General features: G+C 62.5%; 23 protein-coding genes. 19 read left to right on the top strand and 4 right to left on the bottom strand.

Annotation, left to right across the window (positions count from 1 at the left end):
• Window positions 1–156: 156 nt before the first annotated feature.
• From gyrB to dnaA, 4 genes are read right to left on the bottom strand one after another with little or no spacing between them, the layout of a single operon-like run.
• Window positions 157–2,580, bottom strand: coding sequence for a DNA topoisomerase (ATP-hydrolyzing) subunit B (gene gyrB, locus N7640_RS14205; protein WP_279904078.1), 2,424 nt, complete (start codon window positions 2,578–2,580; stop codon window positions 157–159).
• Between the two features lie 4 nt (window positions 2,581–2,584).
• Window positions 2,585–3,676 carry a DNA replication/repair protein RecF gene (gene recF, locus N7640_RS14200; RefSeq protein WP_279904077.1) on the bottom strand — a complete coding sequence of 364 codons (1,092 nt, stop codon included), beginning with the start codon at window positions 3,674–3,676 and terminating at the stop codon, window positions 2,585–2,587.
• 11 nt (window positions 3,677–3,687) lie between these two features.
• Window positions 3,688–4,791, bottom strand: a complete 1,104-nt coding sequence (gene dnaN, locus N7640_RS14195; RefSeq protein WP_220815818.1) for a DNA polymerase III subunit beta — start codon at window positions 4,789–4,791, stop codon at window positions 3,688–3,690.
• A 31-nt stretch (window positions 4,792–4,822) separates the two neighbouring features.
• On the bottom strand, window positions 4,823–6,268 hold the full coding sequence (gene dnaA, locus N7640_RS14190) for a chromosomal replication initiator protein DnaA (RefSeq protein ID WP_279904076.1): 1,446 nt from the start codon (window positions 6,266–6,268) through the stop codon (window positions 4,823–4,825).
• 524 nt (window positions 6,269–6,792) lie between these two features.
• Between dnaA and rpmH the strand changes: the two genes are divergently transcribed.
• From rpmH to glmU, 19 genes are all read left to right on the top strand, one after another.
• Window positions 6,793–6,927: a 50S ribosomal protein L34 gene (gene rpmH, locus N7640_RS14185; protein WP_137973924.1), complete on the top strand. Its 135-nt coding sequence runs from the start codon at window positions 6,793–6,795 to the stop codon at window positions 6,925–6,927.
• A 12-nt stretch (window positions 6,928–6,939) separates the two neighbouring features.
• Window positions 6,940–7,335, top strand: a complete 396-nt coding sequence (rnpA, locus tag N7640_RS14180; protein WP_220815816.1) for a ribonuclease P protein component — start codon at window positions 6,940–6,942, stop codon at window positions 7,333–7,335.
• The gene (gene yidD, locus N7640_RS14175) at window positions 7,328–7,567 is read left to right on the top strand and encodes a membrane protein insertion efficiency factor YidD (RefSeq protein WP_279904075.1); all 240 of its coding nucleotides are present in this window, start codon (window positions 7,328–7,330) and stop codon (window positions 7,565–7,567) included. Before rnpA ends, yidD begins: the two co-directional genes overlap by 8 nt.
• A 3-nt stretch (window positions 7,568–7,570) precedes the next feature.
• On the top strand, window positions 7,571–9,247 hold the full coding sequence (yidC, locus tag N7640_RS14170) for a membrane protein insertase YidC (protein ID WP_279904074.1): 1,677 nt from the start codon (window positions 7,571–7,573) through the stop codon (window positions 9,245–9,247).
• A 73-nt stretch (window positions 9,248–9,320) separates the two neighbouring features.
• Window positions 9,321–10,688 carry a tRNA uridine-5-carboxymethylaminomethyl(34) synthesis GTPase MnmE gene (gene mnmE / locus N7640_RS14165; protein ID WP_279904073.1) on the top strand — a complete coding sequence of 456 codons (1,368 nt, stop codon included), beginning with the start codon at window positions 9,321–9,323 and terminating at the stop codon, window positions 10,686–10,688.
• Between the two features lie 397 nt (window positions 10,689–11,085).
• Window positions 11,086–12,978, top strand: coding sequence for a tRNA uridine-5-carboxymethylaminomethyl(34) synthesis enzyme MnmG (gene mnmG, locus N7640_RS14160; protein WP_279904072.1), 1,893 nt, complete (start codon window positions 11,086–11,088; stop codon window positions 12,976–12,978).
• On the top strand, window positions 12,978–13,625 hold the full coding sequence (gene rsmG, locus N7640_RS14155; protein WP_279904071.1) for a 16S rRNA (guanine(527)-N(7))-methyltransferase RsmG: 648 nt from the start codon (window positions 12,978–12,980) through the stop codon (window positions 13,623–13,625). Before mnmG ends, rsmG begins: the two co-directional genes overlap by 1 nt.
• 11 nt (window positions 13,626–13,636) lie before the next feature.
• Window positions 13,637–14,425 carry a ParA family protein gene (locus N7640_RS14150; RefSeq protein WP_220815810.1) on the top strand — a complete coding sequence of 263 codons (789 nt, stop codon included), beginning with the start codon at window positions 13,637–13,639 and terminating at the stop codon, window positions 14,423–14,425.
• Window positions 14,426–14,434: 9 nt separating this feature from the next.
• Window positions 14,435–15,307 (top strand): ParB/RepB/Spo0J family partition protein, encoded by an 873-nt coding sequence (locus tag N7640_RS14145; protein WP_220815809.1) that lies wholly within the window; start codon window positions 14,435–14,437, stop codon window positions 15,305–15,307.
• A 145-nt stretch (window positions 15,308–15,452) separates the two neighbouring features.
• Window positions 15,453–15,860 (top strand): F0F1 ATP synthase subunit I, encoded by a 408-nt coding sequence (locus tag N7640_RS14140; RefSeq protein WP_279904070.1) that lies wholly within the window; start codon window positions 15,453–15,455, stop codon window positions 15,858–15,860.
• A gap of 16 nt (window positions 15,861–15,876) precedes the next feature.
• On the top strand, window positions 15,877–16,746 hold the full coding sequence (gene atpB / locus N7640_RS14135) for a F0F1 ATP synthase subunit A (protein ID WP_279904069.1): 870 nt from the start codon (window positions 15,877–15,879) through the stop codon (window positions 16,744–16,746).
• A 92-nt stretch (window positions 16,747–16,838) separates the two neighbouring features.
• Window positions 16,839–17,096, top strand: a complete 258-nt coding sequence (atpE, locus tag N7640_RS14130; RefSeq protein ID WP_220815806.1) for a F0F1 ATP synthase subunit C — start codon at window positions 16,839–16,841, stop codon at window positions 17,094–17,096.
• Between the two features lie 53 nt (window positions 17,097–17,149).
• Entirely contained in the window at window positions 17,150–17,620 is a 471-nt protein-coding gene (locus N7640_RS14125; protein ID WP_137973935.1) for a F0F1 ATP synthase subunit B, read from the top strand.
• A 12-nt stretch (window positions 17,621–17,632) separates the two neighbouring features.
• A complete protein-coding gene (locus N7640_RS14120) occupies window positions 17,633–18,169 on the top strand; it encodes a F0F1 ATP synthase subunit delta (protein WP_279904068.1) in 537 nt (178 codons plus the stop codon).
• 21 nt (window positions 18,170–18,190) lie between these two features.
• Window positions 18,191–19,735, top strand: a complete 1,545-nt coding sequence (atpA, locus tag N7640_RS14115) for a F0F1 ATP synthase subunit alpha (RefSeq protein ID WP_220815804.1) — start codon at window positions 18,191–18,193, stop codon at window positions 19,733–19,735.
• A 50-nt stretch (window positions 19,736–19,785) separates the two neighbouring features.
• Window positions 19,786–20,646 (top strand): F0F1 ATP synthase subunit gamma, encoded by an 861-nt coding sequence (gene atpG, locus N7640_RS14110; protein ID WP_220815803.1) that lies wholly within the window; start codon window positions 19,786–19,788, stop codon window positions 20,644–20,646.
• Between the two features lie 49 nt (window positions 20,647–20,695).
• Window positions 20,696–22,072 carry a F0F1 ATP synthase subunit beta gene (gene atpD, locus N7640_RS14105; protein WP_220815802.1) on the top strand — a complete coding sequence of 459 codons (1,377 nt, stop codon included), beginning with the start codon at window positions 20,696–20,698 and terminating at the stop codon, window positions 22,070–22,072.
• 42 nt (window positions 22,073–22,114) lie between these two features.
• Window positions 22,115–22,540 (top strand): F0F1 ATP synthase subunit epsilon, encoded by a 426-nt coding sequence (locus tag N7640_RS14100; protein ID WP_220815801.1) that lies wholly within the window; start codon window positions 22,115–22,117, stop codon window positions 22,538–22,540.
• Window positions 22,541–22,650: 110 nt separating this feature from the next.
• On the top strand, window positions 22,651–24,009 hold the full coding sequence (glmU, locus tag N7640_RS14095) for a bifunctional UDP-N-acetylglucosamine diphosphorylase/glucosamine-1-phosphate N-acetyltransferase GlmU (protein WP_279904067.1): 1,359 nt from the start codon (window positions 22,651–22,653) through the stop codon (window positions 24,007–24,009).
• The last annotated feature ends 107 nt before the right edge of the window (window positions 24,010–24,116 follow it).

Here is a 24,116-nt window from a genome sequence, read left to right as displayed (position 1 = left end):
GGGACATCCTTGTTCCCGGTAGGTGTGGCTAGATTAGCCAACGCCCAAGCGGGAGGGCAGAGTCCCTTTCCGCCTTCGCGTGTAAGCCTTTGGCTACTCACCCTGCAATAAAAAACCCCGGCACTGGACCGGGGTTTTCCTTTTACAGCGAACCGATCAGAAGTCCAGGTTCGACACCGCCAGGGCATTGGACTCGATGAAGTCGCGGCGCGGCTCCACGGCATCGCCCATCAGGGTGTTGAAGATCTGGTCGGCGGCGATGGCGTCCTCGATCGTCACCTTGAGCATGCGGCGCACGGTCGGGTCCATGGTGGTTTCCCACAGCTGCTCCGGGTTCATCTCGCCGAGACCCTTGTAGCGCTGGATGCTGTGTCGCTTGGTGCTCTCGACCTTCAGCCACTCGAACGCTTCCTTGAAGGTCGAGACCGACTTCTTGCGCTCGCCACGCTGCACGTAGGCACCGTCTTCCAGCAGGCTGTTGAGCTGATCGCCGAGGGCGGTGACCGACTTGTAGTCGTTGCTGGCGAAGAAGTCGCGATTGAAGGTGATGTAGCTGGACAGGCCATGGGCCAGCACTTCGACTTCCGGCAGCCAGAGGTGACGCTCACGATCTTCGCGCAGGCTGGCGGAATAGGTCTGGCCGGACTTCTCGGCCCCCTTCAGACGGGCCTGGAAGGCCTGCAGCCAGCCTTGCATGGCGGCCTGGTCGGCCAGTTGCTCCACCGAGACACGCGGCAGGTAGACCATGTGTTCGGTGATGTCCTGCGGATAGACGCGGGACAGGCGACCGAGAGTCTTGATCACCGCACGGTACTCGTTGACCAGCTGCTCCAGCGCCGCTCCGGACAGGCCCGGGGCGTTCTCGTTGACGTGCAGGCTGGCATCCTCGAGGGCCGACTGGGTCATGTACTCGTCCATGGCCTCGTCGTCCTTGATGTACTGCTCCTGCTTACCCTTCTTCACCTTGTACAGCGGCGGCTGGGCGATGTAGATGTAGCCGCGCTCGATCAGCTCCGGCAGCTGGCGGAAGAAGAAGGTCAGCAGCAGGGTGCGGATGTGCGAACCGTCAACGTCGGCATCGGTCATGATGATGATGTTGTGGTAGCGCAGCTTGTCGATGTTGTACTCCTCGCGGCCGATGCCACAGCCCAGCGCGGTGATCAGGGTGCCCACCTCCTGGGAGGAAAGCATCTTGTCGAAGCGCGCCTTCTCGACGTTGAGGATCTTACCCTTGAGCGGCAGGATCGCCTGGGTCCTGCGGTTGCGGCCCTGCTTGGCGGAGCCGCCCGCGGAGTCACCCTCCACGATGTAGAGTTCGGACAGCGCCGGGTCTTTTTCCTGGCAATCCGCGAGTTTGCCCGGCAGGCCGGCGATGTCCAGCGCGCCCTTGCGCCGGGTCATCTCGCGGGCCTTGCGCGCGGCTTCGCGGGCGCGGGCGGCGTCGATCATCTTGCCGACCACGGCCTTGGCCTCGTTGGGATTCTCCAGCAGGAAGTCGGCGAAGTACTTGCCCATTTCCTGTTCCACCGCGGTCTTCACCTCGGAGGAGACCAGCTTGTCCTTGGTCTGCGAGCTGAACTTCGGGTCCGGCACCTTGACCGAGATGATCGCGGTCAGGCCTTCGCGGGCATCGTCGCCGGTGGTGGCGATCTTGAACTTCTTCGCCAGCCCTTCCTGCTCGATGTAGTTGTTCAGGTGGCGGGTGAGGGCCGAGCGGAAACCGGCCAGGTGGGTACCACCGTCACGCTGCGGGATGTTGTTGGTGAAGCAGAGGATGTTCTCGTTGAAGCTGTCGTTCCACTGCAGAGCCACTTCCACACCGACGCCGTCTTCCTCGCGCTGGATGTTGAAGTGGAACACCTGGTTGACGATGGTCTTGTTGGTGTTCAGGTACTCGACGAAGGCCTTCAGGCCGCCCTCGTACTTGAACAGCTCCTCCTTCCCACTGCGCTCGTCCTTGAGCAGGATGCCGACGCCGGAGTTGAGGAAAGACAGCTCGCGCAGGCGCTTGGCCAGGATGTCCCAGCTGAAATGGATGTTCTTGAAGGTATCGTCGGAAGGCTTGAAGTGAATCTGGGTACCGGTGCCTTCGCTGTCGCCAACCGGGGCCAGCGGGGCCTGGGGTACGCCGTGTACATAGGTCTGTTCCCAGATCTTGCCGCTGCGGCGGATGGTCAGGATCAGCTCCTTGGACAGGGCGTTGACCACGGACACACCCACGCCATGCAGGCCGCCGGAGACCTTGTAGCTGTTGTCGTCGAACTTACCGCCGGCGTGCAGCACGGTCATGATGACCTCTGCCGCGGACACGCCTTCTTCCTTGTGCATGTCCACCGGAATGCCGCGGCCGTTGTCGCGCACGGTGATGGATTCGTCGGGGTGGATGGTGATGCTGATCTCGGAGCAGTAGCCGGCCAGCGCCTCGTCGATGGAGTTGTCCACCACCTCGAACACCATGTGGTGAAGGCCGGTGCCGTCATCGGTGTCGCCGATGTACATGCCCGGGCGCTTGCGTACGGCATCCAGACCTTTGAGTACCTTGATACTCGAGGAGTCGTACGTGTTGATCTCGTCGCTCATGCGTTCACTCCGATGCGGTGATCACTCCATGTTCCACGTGGAACATGGCGACCGGCGTGTCCATGCGCCAGCCATCCTTTAAATAGTCTTGGTCGACACAGGTGATGAACACCTGGCACTGCAAATCGTCCAGCAGTCGGCACAAGGCCTGTCGGTGTCGCTCATCCAGCTCCGACGGCAGGTCGTCCACCAGATAGATGCATTGGCCATGCTTGGCCTGGTTCAGCAGATGGCCCTGGGCGATACGAAGCGCACAGACCACCAGCTTCTGTTGTCCGCGGGACAGAATCTCCGCGGCATTGTGAGTCCCCAACCGCAGGCGCAGGTCCGCACGCTGCGGACCTGCCTGGGTATGACCGAGCTGCTGGTCACGGGGCAGGGTAGAGGCCAGCACTTCGGCCAGCGGCTTGTCCTTGTCCCAACCGCGGTAATAACTGAGGGTCAGCCCCTCCAGCTGCACCAACTCGCTCAGCACCTGTTCGAACACCGGCTTGAGGGCCTGGATATAGGCCCGTCGATAGCCGTCCAGTTCGTCGCTGGCCAGGCACAGCTCACGGTCCCAGGCCGCTTGCGACGCGGCGTCCAGTGTACCATGCCGCAGCCACGAGTTTCTTTGCCGCAGGGCCTTCTGCAGCCGCTGCCAGGCCGGCAGGAAGCGATGTTCCACGTGGAACACACCCCAATCGAGGAACTGCCGGCGAACCTTAGGCGCGCCTTCCAGCAGGCGAAAGCTGTCTGGATTGATGACCTGAAGCGGCAATATCTCGGCGAGCTGGGAGGTACTTCGGGCGTTCTGTCCATCGATGCGAATCTGCAACTCGCCCTGGCGATCGCGGGAAATCCCCAGGTTGCTGTGCAGGCCATCTTCCCGTTGCACCTGCCCGAATACGGTACAGGCCGGCTGCTCGTACTGAATCATCGGCTGCAGCTTGTTGCTGCGGAAGGAGCGGGCGAGGCCGAGCAGATGGATGGCCTCCAGCACGCTGGTCTTGCCGCTGCCGTTGGCGCCGTGAAGGATGTTGATACGAGGGGAGGGGGAGAGCGTCACCGGGTGCAGGTTTCGCACCGCGGTGACGGTGACGCGGGAGAGGGACATTCAGTGGCTGGTTACAGACGCATCGGCATGACGACGTAGGACGAATCGTCGTTGCCGGCTTCCTGCACCAGGGCGCTGCTGTTGGCGTCGGAGAGGATCAGGCGTACCTGTTCGGTGGTCATCACGCCCAGTACGTCCAGTAGATAGCTGACGTTGAAGCCGATCTCCAGGGAGCCACCGTTGTAGTCGACCGCCACTTCTTCTTCGGCTTCTTCCTGCTCCGGGTTGTTGGCCTGGATCTTCAGCTGGCCGCTGGCGAGTTGCAGGCGGATGCCACGGTACTTCTCGTTGGACAGGATCGCAGTACGGCTGAACGCTTCGCGCAATGCCTGACGATCGCCGATCACCAACTTGTCACCGCCGCGCGGCAGCACGCGCTCGTAATCCGGGAACTTGCCGTCGACCAGCTTGGAAGTGAAGGTGAACTCGCCGGTGGTGGCGCGGATGTGGTTCGCGCCCAGCACGATGGCCACTTCACCGTCCTGCTCGGTGAGAAGTCGGGCCAGTTCCAGAATACCCTTGCGCGGCACGATGACCTGGTGCCTTTCGGTATTCTCGATGGCCGCTTCCATGGCGCACATGGCCAGGCGGTGACCGTCGGTGGCAACGGCGCGCAACGCGCCGGTCTGTACTTCGATCAGCATGCCGTTGAGGTAGTAGCGCACGTCCTGCTGGGCCATGGCGAAGCTGGTGCGGTCGATCAGGCGGCGCAGCTTGCTCTGCACCAGATTGAAGGTCAGCGAGCCCGGACCTTCTTCCACAGTGGGGAAATCGTTGGCCGGCAGAGTAGACAAGGTGAAACGGCTACGACCAGCCTTGACCACCAGTTTCTGCTCATCGAGGCGGATGTCGATCATCACGTCGCTCGGCAGGCTCTTGCAGATGTCCATCAGCTTGCGCGCCGGAACGGTGATCTCGCCCGGCTCGGCGCTGTCTTCCAGCGTCACGCGACCGACCAGCTCGACTTCCAGGTCGGTACCGGTCAGCGACAGTTGCTGGCCTTCGACCACCAGCAGCACATTCGACAGGACCGGCAGGGTCTGGCGGCGTTCGACGACGCCGGCGACCAGTTGCAGGGGTTTCAACAGGGCTTCGCGTTGAATGGTGAAATGCATGGTCTCGTCCCTTTGCCTCGTGGGCTGCGATTCAGGTGGTCAGGGTGCGCAGCAGATTCTTGTAGTCCTCGCGGATGTCCGCGTCGGCTTCGCGCAGTTCCGCAATCTTACGACAGGCGTGCAGTACTGTGGTGTGGTCTCTTCCGCCAAAAGCATCGCCGATTTCCGGCAGACTGTGGTTGGTCAGTTCCTTGGAGAGAGCCATGGCCACCTGCCTTGGGCGTGCCACCGAACGGGAGCGACGCTTGGAGAGCAGATCGGCGATCTTGATCTTGTAGTACTCGGCCACGGTGCGCTGGATGTTGTCCACGCTGACCAGTTTGTCCTGCAGGGCCAGCAGGTCCTTCAGCGACTCGCGGATCAGTTCGATGCTGATCGCCTGGTTGGTGAAGTGGGAGTGGGCGATCACCCGCTTCAATGCGCCTTCCAGCTCACGCACGTTGGAGCGGATGCGCTGGGCGATGAAGAAGGCGGCGTCGTGTGGCAGGTCGACCTTGGTCTGCTCGGCCTTCTTCATCAGGATGGCGACACGGGTCTCCAGCTCCGGCGGCTCCACCGCCACGGTCAGGCCCCAGCCGAAGCGCGACTTCAGGCGCTCCTCCAAGCCCTCGATCTCCTTCGGATAACGGTCGCTGGTGAGGATCACCTGCTGACCGCCTTCGAGCAGCGCGTTGAAGGTGTGGAAGAACTCCTCCTGGGAGCGCTCCTTCTTGGCGAAGAACTGGATGTCATCGATCAGCAGCGCGTCCACCGAGCGGTAGAAGCGCTTGAACTCGTTGATCGCGTTGAGCTGCAGCGCCTTGACCATGTCGGCGACGAAGCGCTCGGAATGCAGGTACACCACCTTGGCGTTGGGATTCTTCTTCAGCAGGTGGTTGCCCACGGCGTGCATCAGGTGGGTCTTGCCCAGGCCCACGCCACCATAAAGGAAGAGCGGGTTGTAGCCGTGCTTGAGGTTGTCCGCCACCTGCCAGGCCGCAGCGCGGGCCATCTGGTTGGACTTGCCCTCGACGAAGTTCTCGAAGGTGAAGGTACGGTTCAGATAGCTGGTGTGCTTGAGCGCGCCTTCCACCTGCACGGTGCGTTCCGTCGGTCGGCTCGCAGCCGGAGCCGAAGAGGCCGGCGCGGCATTTGCCAGGGGATCGGCGGCGGGTGGCTCGTTCGCCATGCTCACCGGAGCGGCAGGACTGGCGGGAGAAAGCACCGGAGCGGCCATGCGCGGGGCGGTGCTGCGCTTGCTGCCGATCAACAGCGACAACGCAGGCGCCAGACCGTTGGCCCGCTCCGCCAGCAGTTCGAGCAGACGGACCATGTATTTCTCGTTCACCCAGTCGAGCACGAAGCGGTTGGGCGCATAGACACGCAACTCGTCTCCGGCCGACTCCACCTGAAGGGGGCGGATCCAGGTGTTGAATTGTTGCGCTGGCAACTCGTCGCGAAGCAGCTCGACACATTGCTGCCAAAGTTCTACGGACACTGAAATCCCCTGGGTCGCTACGGCTGGCGATCGCAAAAAACAGCCCGCATTGTAGCCCCGAGGGACCTAGTTATCCACACGAATTGGTGATTTCAAGCCAGTAAAATCAATGATTTATTTATGTCTACCACCCTCACGAAATGGAATGATGAAAACTGTGGATAAAGGTAACCGGAAGGGGGTGGAAAACCTGTGCCAAACCGGGAGGAAAACCGCCTTGTGGGTAAATGTGCATTTCCTCCACAGGCGATGCACCCGAAGCGAACATGACACCCACCGCTTGCAGACAGTCTTATCCTTCCCCTGCAAGCCATGTGGGCCGGCTGCTGCAGGAAGTTTTCCACAGAGACTCCGTCCTCCAACATGAGTAATCACTTCAAGCTTTAAAGAATTTCTTTCCTTTTATCTATCCAGACAATTCCCGGCTGGCTGGAAATTGACCTGAGGCGCCGGTTTCACTAGAATCGCCGGTCTCTTTAAACGGGGGCCATCTCGGCCCGTATGAACCACCCAGGTAGATCACCATGAAACGCACTTTCCAACCCAGCACTCTCAAGCGCGCCCGCACCCATGGTTTCCGCGCTCGCATGGCCACCAAGAACGGCCGTGCCGTCCTGTCGCGTCGTCGCGCCAAGGGCCGCAAGCGTCTGACCGTCTGATAACCGGAACGGGTGGTGAGTCGAGGCTTCGGCCGGGAAAAGCGCCTGCTGACACCCCGGCACTTCAAGGCAGTCTTCGACTCACCGAGCGGCAAGGCTCCTGGCAAGAACGTCCTGCTTCTCGCGCGCCTCAATGATCTCGAACATCCCCGCCTGGGGCTGGTGATCGGCAAGAAGAGCGTCAAGCTCTCCGTCGAGCGCAATCGGATCAAACGCGTGATCAGAGACTCCTTCCGGCTCAACCAGGAGTTGCTGGCCGGTCTGGATATCGTCGTCGTGGCACGCAAGGGCCTTGGCGATCTGGAAAACCCGGAACTGCATCAGCAGTTCGGCAAGCTCTGGAAGCGCCTCGCCAGGCAACGCAACGAAGCCGCCCCTCCCGGGCTAAGCGACAGCGCCCATGCGTAAACTGGTCATTCTCCCGATCCAGTTCTACCGCTACGCCATCAGCCCCTTGATGGCCAATCACTGTCGCTTCCATCCCAGCTGTTCCTGCTATACCCAGCAAGCCATCGAGACCCATGGCGTGCTGCGCGGCGGTTGGCTCGGCCTGCGCCGGCTGAGCCGCTGCCATCCCTGGAATCCCGGTGGTTACGACCCGGTTCCGCCTCTTTCTTCACCCCATTCGATGACCGAGTAAACCATGGATATCCAACGCTCGATCCTGCTCGTCGCCCTGGCCATCGTCGCTTACCTGATGGTGCTGCAATGGAACGAGGACTACGGCCAGGCCGCGATCCCGGCTACCGCCAGCGCCACTCTCGGAGGCAATCCTTCCGCGAGTCTGCCGGACGTGCCCACCGCCAATACCGGTGCCGCGGACGACGTACCGACCGCCAATGGCGAGGCCAACCCGCAACTGGTCGCTCCGGCTGCCGTCAGCGACCAGCTGATCCGGGTGAAGACCGATGTCCTCGACCTAGCCATCGACCCGAAAGGCGGCGACATCGTCCAGCTGACCCTGCCGCTGTACCCGCGCCGCCAGGATCGCCCGGACGTGCCGTTCCAGCTGTTCGACAACGGCGGTGAGCGTATCTACCTGGCACAAAGCGGCCTGATCGGTGGCAACGCGCCGGACAAGTCCAGCGGCCGCGCCCTGTGGAGCAGCGAGAAGCGCAGCTACGAACTGGCCGAAGGCCAGGACCAGCTGGTGGTCGATCTCACCTACGCCGAAGACGGCGTCAACTACATCAAGCGCTTCACCTTCGAGCGCGGCCAGTACGACCTGGGCGTCACCTACAAGATCGACAACCAGAGCGGCCAGGCCTGGAGCGGCAACTTCTACGCCCAGCTCAAGCGCGACAACAGCGGCGATCCGTCCTCCACCACCGCCACCGGCACCGCGACCTACCTGGGCGCCGCCCTGTGGACCGCCGAAGAGCCCTACAAAAAGGTGAAGATGGGCGACATGGACGACAAGAGCCTGCGCGAGACCGTGCAAGGCGGCTGGGTCGCCTGGTTGCAGCACTACTTCGTCACCGCCTGGGTCGCCAACAAGGACGACAGCAACAGCGTCCAGACCCGCAAGGACAGCCAGGGCAACTACATCGTCGGCTTCACCGGCCCGCAGCTGAGCGTCGCCGCCGGCGCCAGCGCCGAAACCGGTGCCGTCCTGTACGCCGGTCCGAAGATCCAGGAGCACCTGAAGCAGCTGTCGCCAGGCCTGGAACTGACCGTCGACTACGGCATCCTCTGGTTCATCGCCCAACCGATCTTCTGGCTGCTGGAACACATCCACGACCTGCTCGGCAACTGGGGCTGGTCGATCATCGTCCTGACCATCATCATCAAGCTGGCCTTCTTCCCGCTCTCCGCCACCAGCTACAAGTCCATGGCCCGCATGCGCGCCGTGTCGCCCAAGCTGCAGGCGCTGAAGGAACAGCATGGCGACGATCGCCAGAAAATGTCCCAGGCGATGATGGAGCTGTACAAGAAGGAGAAGATCAACCCGCTCGGTGGCTGCCTGCCGATCCTGGTGCAGATGCCGGTGTTCCTGGCCCTCTACTGGGTACTGCTGGAAAGTGTCGAGATGCGCCAGGCTCCCTGGCTGGGCTGGATCACCGACCTGTCGATCAAGGACCCGTTCTTCATCCTGCCGATCATCATGGGCGCCACCATGTTCATCCAGCAGCGTCTGAACCCGACCCCGCCGGACCCCATGCAGGCCAAGGTGATGAAGATGATGCCGATCATCTTCACCTTCTTCTTCCTCTGGTTCCCCGCTGGTCTGGTGCTGTACTGGGTGGTCAACAACGTCCTGTCCATCGCCCAGCAGTGGTACATTACCCGCAAGATCGAGGCCGCGACGGCGAAAGCCTGATTCCGCCGAAGCTGCACAAGACGCCCCCTCGTGGGGCGTTTTGCTATCCGTCACTTTTTACCGGGAAAACGCCATGCACGCCGTCCGCGAAACCATCGCCGCAGTCGCCACCGCCCAGGGCCGCGGAGGCGTCGGCATCGTGCGGGTCTCCGGGCCCCGCGCCCGTGCCATCGGCATCACCCTCGCCGGGCTGGAGCCCAAGCCACGCCACGCACACTACGGCGCCTGGTGCGACGAGGAAGGCGAGGTGATCGACCAGGGCCTGCTGCTGTTCTTCCCCGGGCCGAACTCCTTCACCGGCGAGGACGTGCTGGAACTGCAGGGCCACGGCGGCCCGGTAGTGCTGGACATGCTCCTGCAGCGCTGCCTGCAGCTCGGCGCCCGCCAGGCACGCCCGGGCGAGTTCAGCGAACGCGCCTTCCTCAACGACAAGCTCGACCTGGCCCAGGCCGAGGCCATCGCCGACCTGATCGAGGCCAGTTCGGCCCAGGCCGCGCGCAATGCCCTGCGTTCCCTGCAGGGTGAATTCTCGCGGCGAGTGCATGAACTGACCGAGCGACTGATCCAGCTACGCATCTACGTGGAGGCGGCCATCGACTTCCCCGAGGAAGAGATCGACTTCCTCGCCGATGGCCATGTGCTGAGCCAGCTGGATGGCGTGCGCGAGTACCTGTCCACGGTGCTGCGCGAAGCCGGACAGGGCGCACTGCTACGCGACGGCATGACCGTGGTGATCGCCGGCCGGCCCAATGCCGGCAAGTCCAGCCTGCTCAACGCCCTGGCCGGGCGCGAGGCGGCCATCGTCACCGATATCGCCGGCACCACCCGCGACGTGCTGCGCGAACATATCCACATCGATGGCATGCCGCTGCACGTGGTCGACACCGCCGGCCTGCGGGACACGGACGACCAGGTCGAGCGCATCGGCGTGGAGCGCGCGCTCAAGGCCATCGGCGAGGCCGACCGGGTACTGCTGGTGATCGACTCCACCGCTCCGGAAGCGGCCGATCCCTTTGCCCTGTGGCCCGAATTCCTCGACGAGAAGCCCGACCCCTCACGGGTCACCCTGATCCGCAACAAGTCCGATCTCTCTGGCGAACCGGTGCTGCTGGACACCAGCGACGATGGCCATGTAACCATCTCGCTCTCCGCCAGATCGGCTGAAGGCCTGGAGCTGCTGCGCGAGCACCTGAAGGCCTGCATGGGCTTCGAGCAGACCGCGGAGAGCGGTTTCAGCGCGCGCCGCCGCCATCTGGAGGCACTGCGCCAGGCCCAGGCCAGCCTCGAGCATGGCCGTAGCCAGCTGACCCTGATGGGCGCTGGCGAACTGCTGGCCGAGGACCTGCGCCAGGCCCAGCAGGCACTGGGCGAGATCACCGGCGCCTTCAGCTCGGATGATCTGCTGGGCCGTATCTTCTCCAGCTTCTGTATCGGCAAGTAGGCCCTGAGCCCTGTGGAAAACCCGACCTGAGCCCAGTCGATAAGCCTGGTGACAAGGGGTTGGAAAATCCGCCTGTGCATAAGATGAGTTTTAATCCACAGGAGTTGTGCAGCTTGCCCAGCGGATAGGGCCAGGAACGGCACAGCCTTATACATCGACAGAGCCCTTTGCTGGTCTAGGCTGCAGCGATCTATCCACAGAAAAGTGCTTCACCATGAATAAACATAAAAACTAAGCTTTATAAAATTTCTCTTTTTTATTCTCTATTTTCTGAAAGCGCTCCGGCTGGCTATTTTTTGTCCAGAAGGCTTCATTCAGGCAGGCCAACTCCCTATACTTGCCACCCTTTTCTGCTTTCCAATCAAAAAGCCCTTATCAACAGGCATCGAGGTGCGTGGTGGACTTCCCTTCCCGTTTTGACGTGATCGTGATCGGCGGCGGCCATGCCGGCACCGAAGCCGCTCTGGCGGCCGCGCGCATGGGCGTGAAGACCCTGCTGCTGACCCACAACGTGGAAACCCTCGGCCAGATGAGCTGCAACCCGGCCATTGGCGGCATCGGCAAGAGCCACCTGGTGAAGGAAATCGATGCCCTGGGCGGCGCCATGGCCATCGCTACCGACAAGGGTGGCATCCAGTTCCGCGTACTCAACAGCCGCAAGGGCCCGGCCGTGCGCGCTACCCGCGCCCAGGCCGACCGCGTGCTGTACAAGGCTGCCATCCGCGAAATCCTGGAGAACCAGCCGAACCTGTGGATATTCCAGCAGGCGGCGGACGACCTGATCGTCGAGCAGGATCAGGTCAAGGGCGTGGTCACCCAGATGGGCCTGCGTTTCCACGCGGACAATGTGGTGCTGACCACCGGCACCTTCCTCGGGGGACTTATCTACATCGGTCTGCAGAACTATTCCGGCGGTCGCGCCGGCGACCCGCCTTCCATCGCCCTGGCCAAGCGCCTGCGCGAGCTGCCGCTACGTGTCGGTCGCCTGAAGACCGGCACCCCGCCGCGTATCGACGGCCGCTCTGTGGATTTCTCGGTGATGACCGAGCAGCCCGGCGATACGCCGATCCCGGTAATGTCCTTCCTCGGCAACAAGGAGCAGCACCCGGCCCAGGTCAGCTGCTGGATCACCCACACCAACGCGCGTACCCACGAGATCATCGCCAGCAACCTCGATCGTTCGCCGATGTACTCGGGCGTGATCGAAGGGATCGGCCCGCGCTACTGCCCGTCGATCGAGGACAAGATCCACCGCTTCGCCGACAAGGACAGCCATCAGGTCTTCCTCGAGCCGGAAGGCCTGACCACCCACGAGCTGTACCCCAACGGTATCTCCACCTCGCTGCCGTTCGACGTGCAGCTGGACATCGTGCGTTCCATCCGCGGCATGGAGAACGCCCACATCGTGCGCCCCGGCTATGCCATCGAGTACGACTACTTCGACCCGCGCGACCTCAAGTACAGCCTGGAGACCAAGGTCATCGGCGGCCTGTTCTTCGCCGGCCAGATCAATGGCACCACCGGTTACGAAGAAGCCGGCGCCCAGGGCCTGCTGGCCGGCGCCAACGCCGCGCTGCGCGCCCAAGGCAAGGAAAGCTGGTGTCCGCGTCGCGACGAGGCCTATATCGGCGTGCTGGTCGACGACCTGATCACCCTGGGTACCCAGGAGCCGTATCGCATGTTCACCTCGCGCGCCGAATACCGGCTGATCCTGCGCGAGGACAACGCCGACCTGCGCCTGACCGAAAAGGGCCGCGAGCTGGGCCTGGTCGACGACACCCGCTGGGCCGCGTTCGAGGCCAAGCGCGAGGGTATCGCCCAGGAGGAACAGCGCCTGAAGAGCACCTGGGTGCGCCCAGGCACGCCGCAGGGCGACGCCATCGCCACGCGCTTCGGTACGCCGCTGGCCCATGAGTACAACCTGCTCAACCTGCTGGCCCGTCCGGAAATCGACTATGCGGCCCTGGCTGAAGTGACCGAGGCGCCGCAGGTCGATGCCCAGGTCGCCGAACAGGTGGAGATCAAGACCAAGTACGCCGGCTACATCGACCGTCAGCAGGACGAGATAGAACGCCTGCGCGCCAGCGAAGACACCCGCCTGCCGGAAGACCTGGACTACGCCACCATCTCCGGCCTGTCCAAGGAGATCCAGCACAAGCTCGGCAACGCCCGGCCGGAGACGCTCGGCCAGGCCGGCCGTATCCCGGGCGTGACCCCGGCGGCCATTTCCCTGCTGCTGATCCACCTGAAGAAGCGCGGCGCCGGCCGCCAGCTGGAGCAGAGCGCCTGATGTCCATGGTCACCGAACGCCATGCCGAGGAACTCGCGCAGGGCGCGCAGGCACTGGGCGTCGAACTCTCTGCTGAGCAGCGGCAACGCCTGCTTGGCTACCTGGCCCTGCTGATCAAGTGGAACAAGGCCTACAACCTCACCGCCGTGCGCAACCCGGACGAGATGGTCTCGCGCCATCTGCTCGACAGCCTGTCTGTGGTGCCCTTCGTCGCCAAGCTCGGCGACAGCTGGCTGGACGTCGGCAGCGGCGGCGGCATGCCCGGCGTGCCGCTGGCCATCCTGTTCCCGGACAAGCGCTTCACCCTGCTCGACTCCAATGGCAAGAAGACCCGCTTCCTCACCCAGGTGAAGCTGGAACTCGGGTTGGCCAATCTGGAAGTTGTCCACAGCCGGGTCGAGGAATTCCAGCCGGAAGCGCCCTTTGCCGGCATCTGCTCGCGCGCCTTCAGTTCGCTGGAAGACTTCAGCAACTGGACCCGGCACCTGGGAAATGGCGATACCCATTGGCTGGCCATGAAGGGCGTGCAGCCGGACGACGAACTGCAGGCCCTGCCGGCGGACTTCCGTCTGCAAAGCTGCGATGTGCTCAAGGTTCCCGGTTGCCAAGGCCAGCGTCACCTGTTGATACTGCGTCGCTCGGTCTAGGGGGAAGCAAGATGGCCAAGGTATTCGCGATCGCCAATCAGAAAGGCGGGGTTGGCAAGACCACCACCTGCATCAACCTGGCCGCCTCGCTGGTCGCCACCAAGCGCCGCGTACTGCTGATCGACCTCGACCCGCAGGGCAACGCCACCATGGGCAGCGGTGTCGACAAGCAGACCCTGGAGCACTCCATCTACGACGTGCTGATCGGCGAGAGCACGGTCGGCGAGGCCATGCAGTTCTCCGAGCACGGCGGCTACCAGCTGCTGCCGGCCAACCGCGACCTGACCGCCGCCGAAGTCGCCCTGCTCGAGATGAAGATGAAGGAGAGCCGCCTGCGCTACTCCCTGGCGCCGATCCGCGAGAACTACGACTACATCCTCATCGACTGCCCGCCGGCGCTGTCCATGCTGACCATCAACGCCCTGGTCGCGGCCGATGGCGTGATCATTCCCATGCAGTGCGAGTACTACGCGCTGGAGGGGCTGACTGACCTGATGAACAGCATCCAGCGCATCGGCCAGCTGCTCAACCCTGACCTCAGGATCGAAGGCCTGCTGCGCACCATGTACGACCCGCGCATCAGCCTGACCAACGACGTTTCCGCCCAGCTCAAGGCGCACTTCGGCGACAAGCTCTACGACGTGGTCATTCCGCGCAACGTGCGCCTGGCCGAGGCACCCAGCTTCGGCATGCCGGCGCTGGCCTACGACAAGCAATCCCGCGGCGCCATCGCCTACCTGGCCCTGGCCGGCGAACTGGTGCGCCGCCAGCGTGCCGCCGCGAAAACCGCAACCGCATAAAGGAATCCCATGGCCATCAAGAAGCGCGGGCTCGGCCGCGGACTGGACGCCCTGCTCAGTGGCAGCACCGCCGCTACCCTGGAAGAAGAAGCGGTCAAGGCCGACAGCCGTGAGTTGCAGCATCTGCCCCTCGACCTGATCCAGCGTGGCAAGTACCAGCCGCGTCGCGACATGGACCCCGCCGCCCTCGAAGAACTGGCCAACTCGATCAAGGCCCAGGGAGTGATGCAGCCGATCGTCGTGCGCCCCATCGGCGGTGGCCGCTTCGAGATCATCGCCGGCGAGCGCCGCTGGCGCGCCAGCCAGCAGGCTGGCCTGGACAAGATTCCGGCCATGGTTCGCGAGGTGCCCGACGAAGCCGCCATCGCCATGGCGCTGATCGAGAACATCCAACGTGAGGACCTCAATCCGATCGAGGAAGCCGTGGCCCTGCAGCGCCTGCAGCAGGAATTCGAGCTGACCCAGCAGCAGGTCGCCGATGCGGTGGGCAAGTCACGCGTCACCATCACCAACCTGCTGCGCCTGATCGCCCTGCCGGAAGAGATCAAGACCCTGCTCGCCCACGGTGACCTGGAGATGGGCCATGCCCGTGCCCTGCTCGGCCTGCCCCTGGAACAGCAGGTCGAAGCCGCGCGACATGTTGTCGCACGGGGCTTCACCGTACGCCAGACCGAGGCGCTGGTGCGCCAGTGGCTGAACAGCAAGGAAAAGCCTGTCGAGAAGGTCAAGGTCGACCCGGACATCAACCGCCTGGAACAGCGCCTGGCCGAGAAGCTAGGGGCTCCGGTGCAGATCAGGCACGGACAGAAGGGCAAGGGGCAACTGGTGATCCGGTACAGCTCGCTGGATGAATTGCAGGGCGTTCTGGCCCACATCCGCTGACACAATTACTCATGTAGCGGGCGGTCGGAATTCACTACCGGCCAGTTGAACGGGGTGGGAACCCCCCCTATACTCTGCGCGCATTTTGTCGGCACAAAGTATGCCAAGTTATTGATTTGATGTGCCGAGCCAGAGGAACAGCGAGATGGATGCCCGCACGCAGAAGCGCCTGCCCTTCCATCGTCTGCCGGTCTTTCCGGTGCTGTTCGCCCAACTGGTCGTGATTCTGCTGGCTGCCGCTACCCTGTATGGCTGGCGCGGCGCAGTGAGCGGCTACTCGGGACTCTGCGGGGGGCTTATTGCCTGGCTCCCCAACCTGTATTTCGCCCACAAGGCGTTCCGTTTCAGTGGAGCGCGGGCCGCCCAGAACATCGTCCGGTCCTTTTATGCCGGCGAGGCGGGCAAGCTGATTCTGACGGCGGTGCTCTTCGCGCTGACGTTCGTGGTGGTGAAACCACTGGAGGCGCCGGCCCTGTTCGGTGTCTTCCTGCTGGCGCTCAGCGTCGGATGGTTCGCACCGCTGCTGATGAGAACAAGACTTTCGAGACCTTAGAGCGTTTGAGGCAAACATGGCAGAACAAACCGCTTCGGGCTATATCCAGCACCACCTGCAGAACCTGACCTTCGGGCAACTGCCGAACGGTAGCTGGGGCTTCGCCCACACCGCGCAAGAAGCAAAGGAAATGGGCTTCTGGGCCTTCCACGTAGACACCCTGGGCTGGTCGGTAGTTCTCGGCCTGGTGTTCATCCTGCTGTTCCGCATGGCCGCCAAGCGCGCCACCAGCGGCCAACCGGGTGGCCTGCAGAACTTCGTCGAAGTGCTGATCGAGTTCGTCGACGGTAGCGTCAAGGATACCTTCCACGGCCGTAACGCCCTGATCGCGCCGCTGGCCCTGACCATCTTCGTCTGGATCTTCCTGATGAACCTGATGGACCTGGTGCCGGTGGACTTCCTGCCGGTCCTGGCCGCCAAGATCACCGGCAACGAGCACCTGTTCTTCCGCGTCGTGCCGACCACCGACCCGAACGCCACCCTGGGCATGGCCCTGTCGGTGTTCGCCCTGATCGTCTTCTACAGCATCAAGGTGAAAGGCATCGGCGGTTTCCTCGGCGAGCTGACCCTGCATCCGTTCGGCAGCAAGAACATCGTCGTGCAGATCCTGCTGATCCCGGTCAACTTCCTGCTCGAGTTCGTCACCCTGATCGCCAAGCCGATCTCTCTGGCCCTGCGTCTGTTCGGCAACATGTATGCCGGCGAGCTGATCTTCATCCTGATCGCCGTGATGTTCGGCAGCGGCCTGTTCCTGCTGAGCGCCTTGGGCGTGGTACTGAACTGGGCGTGGGCGGTGTTCCACATCCTGATCATCACTCTGCAGGCCTTCATCTTCATGATGCTGACCATCGTCTACCTGTCGATGGCGCACGAAGACAACCACTAAGAGGCGCCTCGCGCGTCTCTGGTAGCTGAAAACCGCTTTACCGCTTCACTTAAACCCCTAAACCAATACGACATAAAAAGTCGGGAGGAAAAATGGAAACTGTAGTTGGTCTCACCGCGATTGCCGTTGCTCTGCTGATCGGTCTGGGCGCTCTGGGTACTGCCATCGGCTTCGGCCTGCTGGGCGGCAAATTCCTGGAAGGCGCTGCTCGCCAGCCGGAAATGGTTCCGATGCTGCAGGTGAAAATGTTCATCGTCGCCGGTCTGCTGGACGCCGTGACCATGATCGGTGTTGGTATCGCTCTGTTCTTCACCTTCGCTAACCCGTTCATCGGTCAAATCCCGGCCTAATCAACTCTTCGAGTTGATTAGCTGGATAGACAACGAACGAGCGAGGTGTTGGCGTGAACATTAATGCAACCCTGATTGGCCAGGCCGTTGCGTTCTTCATTTTCGTGCTGTTCTGCATGAAGTTCGTATGGCCTCCGGTCATCACGGCTCTGCGCGAACGCCAGAAGAAGATCGCTGATGGTCTGGACGCCGCCAACCGTGCGGCTCGCGATCTGGAACTGGCCCACGAGAAAGTGGCCCAGCAACTGCGCGAAGCCAAAACCCAGGCTGCTGAAATCATCGAGCAAGCCAAGAAGCGCGGCACTCAGATCGTCGACGAAGCCCGTGATCAGGCTCGTGTCGAGGCTGACCGCGTGAAGGCCCAGGCTCAGGCCGAGATCGAACAGGAACTGAACAGCGTCAAAGACGCCCTGCGTGCCCAAGTGGGTGCCCTGGCCGTCGGCGGTGCCGAGAAGATCCTGGGTGCGTCCATCGATCAAAACGCGCATGCGGAGCTGGTTAACAAACTGGCCGCCGAAATCTAAGCGAGGGCGATCATGGCAGAACTGACCACGCTGGCCCGACCTTACGCTAAGGCAGCTTTCGAGCACGCTCAGGCCCACCAGCAACTGGCCTCCTGGTCAGCCATGCTCGGCCTGGCTGCGGCGGTGTCGCAGGACGACACCATGCAGCGCGTGCTCAAGGCCCCGCGTCTGACGAGCGCAGAGAAGGCCACCACTTTCAACGAAGTGTGTGGTGACAAGTTCGACGCCCAGGCACGCAACTTCATTTCCGTCGTCTCCGAAAACGGTCGTCTCGACCTGTTGCCGGAAATCGCCGCCCAGTTCGAGCTGTACAAGGCCGAGCAGGAGAAGTCGGTGGACGTGGAAGTGACCAGTGCCTTCGCATTGAGCACAGAACAGCAAGACAAACTCGCCAAGGTTCTCAACGCACGGCTCAGCCGAGAAGTGCGTCTGCATGTGACGGAAGACCCCGCCCTCATCGGTGGTGTGGTCATCCGCGCGGGCGACCTGGTTATCGATGGCTCGGTTCGCGGCAAGATCGCGAAACTGGCCGAAGCGTTGAAATCTTGAGTTTGAAGGGGCAGCAGAGCAATGCAGCAACTCAATCCTTCCGAAATTAGTGAAATCATCAAGGGGCGTATCGAGAAACTCGACGTCTCTTCCCAAGCCCGCAACGAAGGTACCGTGGTATCCGTTTCCGACGGTATCGTGCGTATCTACGGTCTGGCCGACGTCATGTACGGCGAAATGATCGAGTTCCCGGGCGGCGTCTACGGTATGGCGCTGAACCTGGAGCAAGACTCCGTCGGCGCCGTAGTGCTGGGTGCATACACCAGCCTCGCCGAAGGCATGAGCGCCAAGTGCACCGGCCGCATCCTGGAAGTCCCGGTCGGTCCGGAACTGCTGGGCCGCGTGGTCGATGCCCTGGGCAACCCGATCGATGGCAAAGGCCCGATCAACGCTCAAGCCACCGACGCCGTCGAGAAAGTCGCTCCGGGCGTGATCTGGCGTAAGTCGGTCGACCAGCCGGTGCAGACCGGTTACAAGTCGGTCGATGCCATGATCCCGGTAGGCCGTGGCCAGCGCGAGCTGATCATCGGTGACCGTCAGATCGGCAAGACCGCCCTGGCCGTCGATGCCATCATCAACCAGAAGAACAGCGGCATCCGCTGCGTCTACGTGGCCATCGGTCAGAAGCAATCGACCATCGCCAACGTGGTTCGCAAGCTGGAAGAAGCCGGTGCCCTGGCCAACACCATCGTTGTCGCCGCGTCCGCGTCCGAGTCGGCTGCCCTGCAGTTCCTCGCGCCGTACGCCGGTTGCACCATGGGCGAATACTTCCGCGACCGCGGTGAAGACGCCCTGATCGTGTACGACGACCTGTCCAAGCAGGCCGTTGCCTACCGCCAGATCTCCCTGCTGCTGCGCCGTCCGCCGGGCCGCGAAGCCTACCCGGGCGACGTGTTCTATCTCCACAGCCGTCTGCTGGAGCGCGCTTCCCGCGTTTCCGAAGAGTACGTCGAGAAGTTCACCAATGGCGCCGTGACTGGCAAGACCGGTTCCCTGACCGCTCTGCCGATCATCGAAACCCAGGCTGGCGACGTTTCCGCGTTCGTTCCGACCAACGTGATTTCCATCACCGACGGTCAGATCTTCCTGGAATCGGCCATGTTCAACTCGGGTATCCGTCCGGCCGTCAACGCCGGTATCTCGGTTTCCCGCGTGGGTGGTGCCGCTCAGACCAAGATCATCAAGAAGCTCTCCGGTGGCATCCGTACCGCTCTGGCTCAGTACCGTGAACTGGCGGCCTTCGCCCAGTTCGCTTCCGACCTGGACGAAGCTACCCGCAAGCAGCTGGATCACGGTCAACGCGTTACCGAGCTGATGAAGCAGAAGCAGTACGCGCCGATGTCCATCGCCGACATGTCGGTGAGCCTGTATGCCGCCGAGCGTGGTTTCCTGGCCGACGTCGAAGTCGCCAAGATCATCAGCTTCGAGCAGGCCCTGATCGCCTACTTCAACCGTGAGAACGCCGCTCTGATGGCGAAGATCAACGAGAAGGGCGACTTCAATGACGACATCGATGGCCAGCTGAAAGCCGGTATCGAGAAGTTCAAGGCCACCCAAACCTGGTAAGCCGCAGTGGGGGCCGCGAGGTCCCCGCTTGCTAACCTGATAGGTGTTACATGGCAGGCGCAAAAGAGATTCGCAGCAAGATTGCGAGCATCAAAAGCACGCAGAAGATCACCAGCGCCATGGAAAAGGTGGCGACCAGCAAGATGCGCAGGGCTCAACAGCGCATGGCTGCCAGTCGTCCCTACGCGGAGCGTATCCGCCAGGTGATTGGTCATCTGGCCAACGCCAACCCGGAATATCGTCACCCGTTCATGATCGAGCGTGAGGTCAAGCGCGTCGGTTACGTGGTGGTGAGTTCGGACCGTGGTCTGTGCGGTGGTCTGAATACCAACCTGTTCAAGGCTCTGGTCAAGGACATGGCGAGCAATCGCGAGCAAGGCGTAGAGGTCGATCTCTGCGTGATTGGTACCAAGGGTGCGGCGTTCTTCCGCAGCTTCGGTGGCAATGTCGTTGCTGCGATCAGCCATCTGGGCGAAGAACCCTCGATCAACGATCTGATCGGTTCCGTCAAGGTGATGCTCGATGCCTACCTCGAAGGTCGCATCGATCGTCTGTCCGTGGTCTCGAACAAGTTCGTCAATACCATGACGCAAAAGCCGACAGTGGAGCAGCTCGTTCCCCTGGTGGCGACTCCGGATGCCGAACTCAAGCACCACTGGGACTACCTGTACGAACCCGACGCCAAACAGCTGCTCGACGGCCTGATGGTGCGTTATGTGGAGTCGCAGGTGTACCAGGCGGTGGTCGAGAACGCTGCTGCCGAACAGGCGGCGCGGATGATCGCGATGAAGAACGCCACCGATAACGCTGGTGATCTGATCAAGGACCTGCAGCTGATCTACAACAAGGCTCGTCAGGCAGCGATCACCCAGGAAATTTCGGAAATCGTCGGCGGCGCTGCCGCGGTTTAAGAACGGTTCAACTGTTTAGAACGGTTGAAAAAAGTCAGAGGAACCAAAGATGAGTAGCGGACGTATCGTTCAAATCATCGGCGCCGTTATCGACGTGGAATTCCCGCGTGATCAAGTGCCGAGTGTTTATGAAGCGCTGAAAGTAGTCGGCGCCGAAACCACCCTGGAAGTCCAGCAGCAGCTGGGCGACGGCGTGGTTCGTTCCATCGCCATGGGTTCGACCGAAGGCCTCAAGCGTGGCCTGGACGTTTCCCGTACCAACAAGGCCATCTCCGTACCGGTCGGTAAAGCGACCCTGGGCCGGATCATGGACGTGCTGGGCAACCCGATCGACGAAGCCGGTCCGATTGGCGAAGAAGAGCAGTGGGAAATCCACCGCGCTGCGCCGTCGTACGCCGAGCAAGCCGGCGGCAACGAGCTGCTGGAAACCGGCATCAAGGTAATCGACCTGGTCTGCCCGTTCGCCAAGGGCGGCAAGGTCGGTCTGTTCGGTGGCGCCGGTGTTGGCAAGACCGTGAACATGATGGAACTGATCCGTAACATCGCCATGGAACACAGCGGTTATTCCGTGTTCGCTGGTGTGGGTGAGCGTACTCGTGAGGGTAACGACTTCTACCACGAGATGAAGGACTCCAACGTTCTCGACAAAGTGGCCCTGGTCTATGGCCAGATGAACGAGCCGCCAGGCAACCGTCTGCGCGTGGCACTGACCGGCCTGACCATGGCCGAGAAGTTCCGTGACGAAGGCCGTGACGTTCTGCTGTTCGTCGACAACATCTACCGCTACACCCTCGCCGGTACCGAAGTATCCGCACTGCTGGGCCGTATGCCTTCCGCAGTAGGTTACCAGCCGACTCTGGCCGAAGAGATGGGCGTTCTGCAGGAGCGTATTACCTCCACCAAGAACGGCTCGATCACCTCGGTACAGGCCGTATACGTACCTGCGGACGACCTGACCGACCCGAGCCCGGCGACCACCTTCGCCCACTTGGACGCCACCGTCGTACTGTCGCGTGACATCGCCTCCCTGGGTATCTACCCGGCCGTGGACCCGCTGGACTCCACCTCCCGTCAGCTCGATCCGCTGGTGGTTGGCCAGGAGCACTACGAGACCGCCCGTGGCGTGCAGTACGTACTGCAGCGCTACAAGGAGCTGAAGGACATCATCGCGATCCTCGGCATGGACGAACTGTCGGAAGCCGACAAGCAGCTGGTATCCCGTGCTCGTAAGATCCAGCGCTTCCTGTCCCAGCCGTTCTTCGTGGCCGAAGTCTTCACCGGTTCGCCAGGCAAGTACGTTTCCCTGAAGGACACCATCGCCGGTTTCAGCGGCATTCTGAAAGGTGACTACGATCACCTGCCGGAGCAGGCGTTCTACATGGTTGGCAGCATCGACGAAGCCATCGAGAAAGCCAAGAAACTGTAATCCCCCTGTGCGCCCGGCAACGGGCGCTCGTGAGGCAAGCGTATGGCCATAACAGTCCATTGCGATATCGTCAGCGCCGAGGCGGAGATCTTCTCCGGTCTGGTCGAGATGGTGATCGCGCACGGCAACCTGGGTGATCTCGGTATCGCTCCGGGCCATGCCCCGCTGATCACCGACCTGAAGCCGGGCCCGATCCGCCTGGTCAAGCAGGGTGGCGAGCATGAGGTGTTCTACATCTCTGGTGGCTTCCTCGAAGTGCAGCCGAACATGGTGAAGGTCCTGGCCGACACCGTGACCCGTGCTGGCGACATCGACGAAGCGGCTGCTCAGGAGGCCCTCAAGGCCGCCGAGAAGGCGCTCAACGAGAAAGGCTCGGAATTCGACTACGGTTCCGCCGCCGCTCACCTGGCCGAAGTGGCAGCCCAGCTGCGCACCGTCCAGCAGCTGCGCAAGAAGTTCGGCGGTTGATCCGACGACTTCAGCGCGAGCAGGTAAAAGGGTAGCCTTGGCTACCCTTTTTCTTTTCTGCCGTTTTATCCACAGGTGGTGTTGCGCCTGTGCCCGTTCAGGATTCCGCCATGTCCCTCGATATCGTCATCCTCGCCGCCGGCCAGGGCACCCGCATGCGCTCGGCCCTGCCCAAGGTCCTGCATCCGGTCGCCGGCAAGCCCATGCTCGGCCACGTCATCGACACCGCTCGCCAGCTCTCCCCGCGCAAGATCCACGTGGTGATCGGCCACGGCGCCGAGCTGGTCCGCGAGCGCCTGGCGGCCGACGATATCCACTTCGTGCTGCAGAGCGAGCAGCTCGGCACCGGCCATGCCGTGGCCCAGGCGCTGCCGGCGCTGGACGCGGACAAGGTGCTGATCCTCTACGGCGACGTGCCGCTGACCCGGGTGGAAACCCTCACCCGCCTGCTGGAGCAGGCCAACGATTCCCAGCTGGGCCTGCTGACGGTCAACCTGGCCGATCCCACCGGCTACGGTCGCATCGTGCGTGACGCCGCCGGCATGGTGCAGGCGATCATCGAGCACAAGGATGCCAGCGACGCGCAGCGCGCCATCCGCGAGGGCAATACCGGCATCCTCGCCGTGCCCGGCAAGCGCCTCGGCGACTGGCTGGGTCGCCTGTCCAACAGCAACGCCCAGGGCGAGTACTACCTGACCGACGTGATCGCCATGGCCGTGGCCGATGGCCTGGTAGTCGCCACCGAGACTGCCCAGGACGAGATGGAAGTGCTTGGCGCCAACGACCGCATCCAGCTGTCGCAACTCGAATGCCATTACCAGCAGCGCATGGCCCGCCAGTTGATGGCCCAGGGCGTGACTCTGCTCGATCCGCATCGCTTCGATGTGCGGGGCGAGGTCACCGTGGGGCGTGATATCACCATCGACATCAACGTGATCCTCGAAGGCAAGGTGGTCATCGAGGACTTTGTTTCGATCGGCCCGAACTGCGTGATCAGGGACTCGGTACTGCGTCGCGGTGCCATCGTCAAAGCCAATAGTCATCTGGAAGGCGCCGAGCTGGGCGAGGGCGCCGACTGCGGCCCGTTCGCCCGCCTGCGTCCGGGCGCCAAACTGGGCGCAAAGGCGCATGTCGGCAACTTCGTCGAACTGAAGAACGCGGTGCTGGGCGAGGGCGCCAAGGCCGGCCACCTGAGCTACCTGGGCGACGCCGAGATCGGCGCGCGCACCAACATCGGCGCCGGCACCATCACCTGCAACTACGACGGCGCCAACAAGCACCGTACCGTGCTGGGCGAGGACGTGTTCATCGGCTCCAACAGCGCCCTGGTCGCGCCGCTCAGCCTCGGTGACGGCGCCACCACCGGCGCCGGGTCCACCGTGACCCAGGATGTACCGGCCAAGGCCCTGGCCGTGGGTCGCGCCAAGCAACGCAACATCGAAGGCTGGAAGCGCCCGACCAAGAAATAGGGTGAGGCGATTCCTCTCAGGAAAGGCGGCCTCGGCTGCCTTTTGTCCATCGGGAACTTGACCAAACGCTTTCGTTGGGTTTTGATTCGCGCACTTATCTTTCGAAT

The sequence above is a fragment of the Pseudomonas sp. GD04015 genome, assembly GCF_029837675.1.
In the GTDB taxonomy this organism is placed as follows: Bacteria; Pseudomonadota; Gammaproteobacteria; order Pseudomonadales; family Pseudomonadaceae; genus Aquipseudomonas; species Aquipseudomonas paralcaligenes.
The sequence above is the reverse complement of the archived record's forward strand: the minus strand, read 5'-3'. Positions and strand labels throughout refer to the sequence as shown.

Bases quoted from the DNA above. Each gene is read 5' to 3' on its own strand.
- gyrB (WP_279904078.1), bottom strand. From the start codon at position 2,580: ATGAGCGACGAGATCAACACGTACGACTCCTCGAGTATCAAGGTACTC.
- recF (WP_279904077.1), bottom strand. From the start codon at position 3,676: ATGTCCCTCTCCCGCGTCACCGTCACCGCGGTGCGAAACCTGCACCCG.
- dnaN (WP_220815818.1), bottom strand. From the start codon at position 4,791: ATGCATTTCACCATTCAACGCGAAGCCCTGTTGAAACCCCTGCAACTG.
- rpmH (WP_137973924.1), top strand. From the start codon at position 6,793: ATGAAACGCACTTTCCAACCCAGCACTCTCAAGCGCGCCCGCACCCAT.
- yidD (WP_279904075.1), top strand. From the start codon at position 7,328: ATGCGTAAACTGGTCATTCTCCCGATCCAGTTCTACCGCTACGCCATC.
- yidC (WP_279904074.1), top strand. From the start codon at position 7,571: ATGGATATCCAACGCTCGATCCTGCTCGTCGCCCTGGCCATCGTCGCT.
- mnmE (WP_279904073.1), top strand. From the start codon at position 9,321: ATGCACGCCGTCCGCGAAACCATCGCCGCAGTCGCCACCGCCCAGGGC.
- rsmG (WP_279904071.1), top strand. From the start codon at position 12,978: ATGTCCATGGTCACCGAACGCCATGCCGAGGAACTCGCGCAGGGCGCG.
- N7640_RS14150 (WP_220815810.1), top strand. From the start codon at position 13,637: ATGGCCAAGGTATTCGCGATCGCCAATCAGAAAGGCGGGGTTGGCAAG.
- N7640_RS14145 (WP_220815809.1), top strand. From the start codon at position 14,435: ATGGCCATCAAGAAGCGCGGGCTCGGCCGCGGACTGGACGCCCTGCTC.
- N7640_RS14140 (WP_279904070.1), top strand. From the start codon at position 15,453: ATGGATGCCCGCACGCAGAAGCGCCTGCCCTTCCATCGTCTGCCGGTC.
- atpB (WP_279904069.1), top strand. From the start codon at position 15,877: ATGGCAGAACAAACCGCTTCGGGCTATATCCAGCACCACCTGCAGAAC.
- atpE (WP_220815806.1), top strand. From the start codon at position 16,839: ATGGAAACTGTAGTTGGTCTCACCGCGATTGCCGTTGCTCTGCTGATC.
- N7640_RS14120 (WP_279904068.1), top strand. From the start codon at position 17,633: ATGGCAGAACTGACCACGCTGGCCCGACCTTACGCTAAGGCAGCTTTC.
- atpA (WP_220815804.1), top strand. From the start codon at position 18,191: ATGCAGCAACTCAATCCTTCCGAAATTAGTGAAATCATCAAGGGGCGT.
- atpG (WP_220815803.1), top strand. From the start codon at position 19,786: ATGGCAGGCGCAAAAGAGATTCGCAGCAAGATTGCGAGCATCAAAAGC.
- atpD (WP_220815802.1), top strand. From the start codon at position 20,696: ATGAGTAGCGGACGTATCGTTCAAATCATCGGCGCCGTTATCGACGTG.
- N7640_RS14100 (WP_220815801.1), top strand. From the start codon at position 22,115: ATGGCCATAACAGTCCATTGCGATATCGTCAGCGCCGAGGCGGAGATC.
- glmU (WP_279904067.1), top strand. From the start codon at position 22,651: ATGTCCCTCGATATCGTCATCCTCGCCGCCGGCCAGGGCACCCGCATG.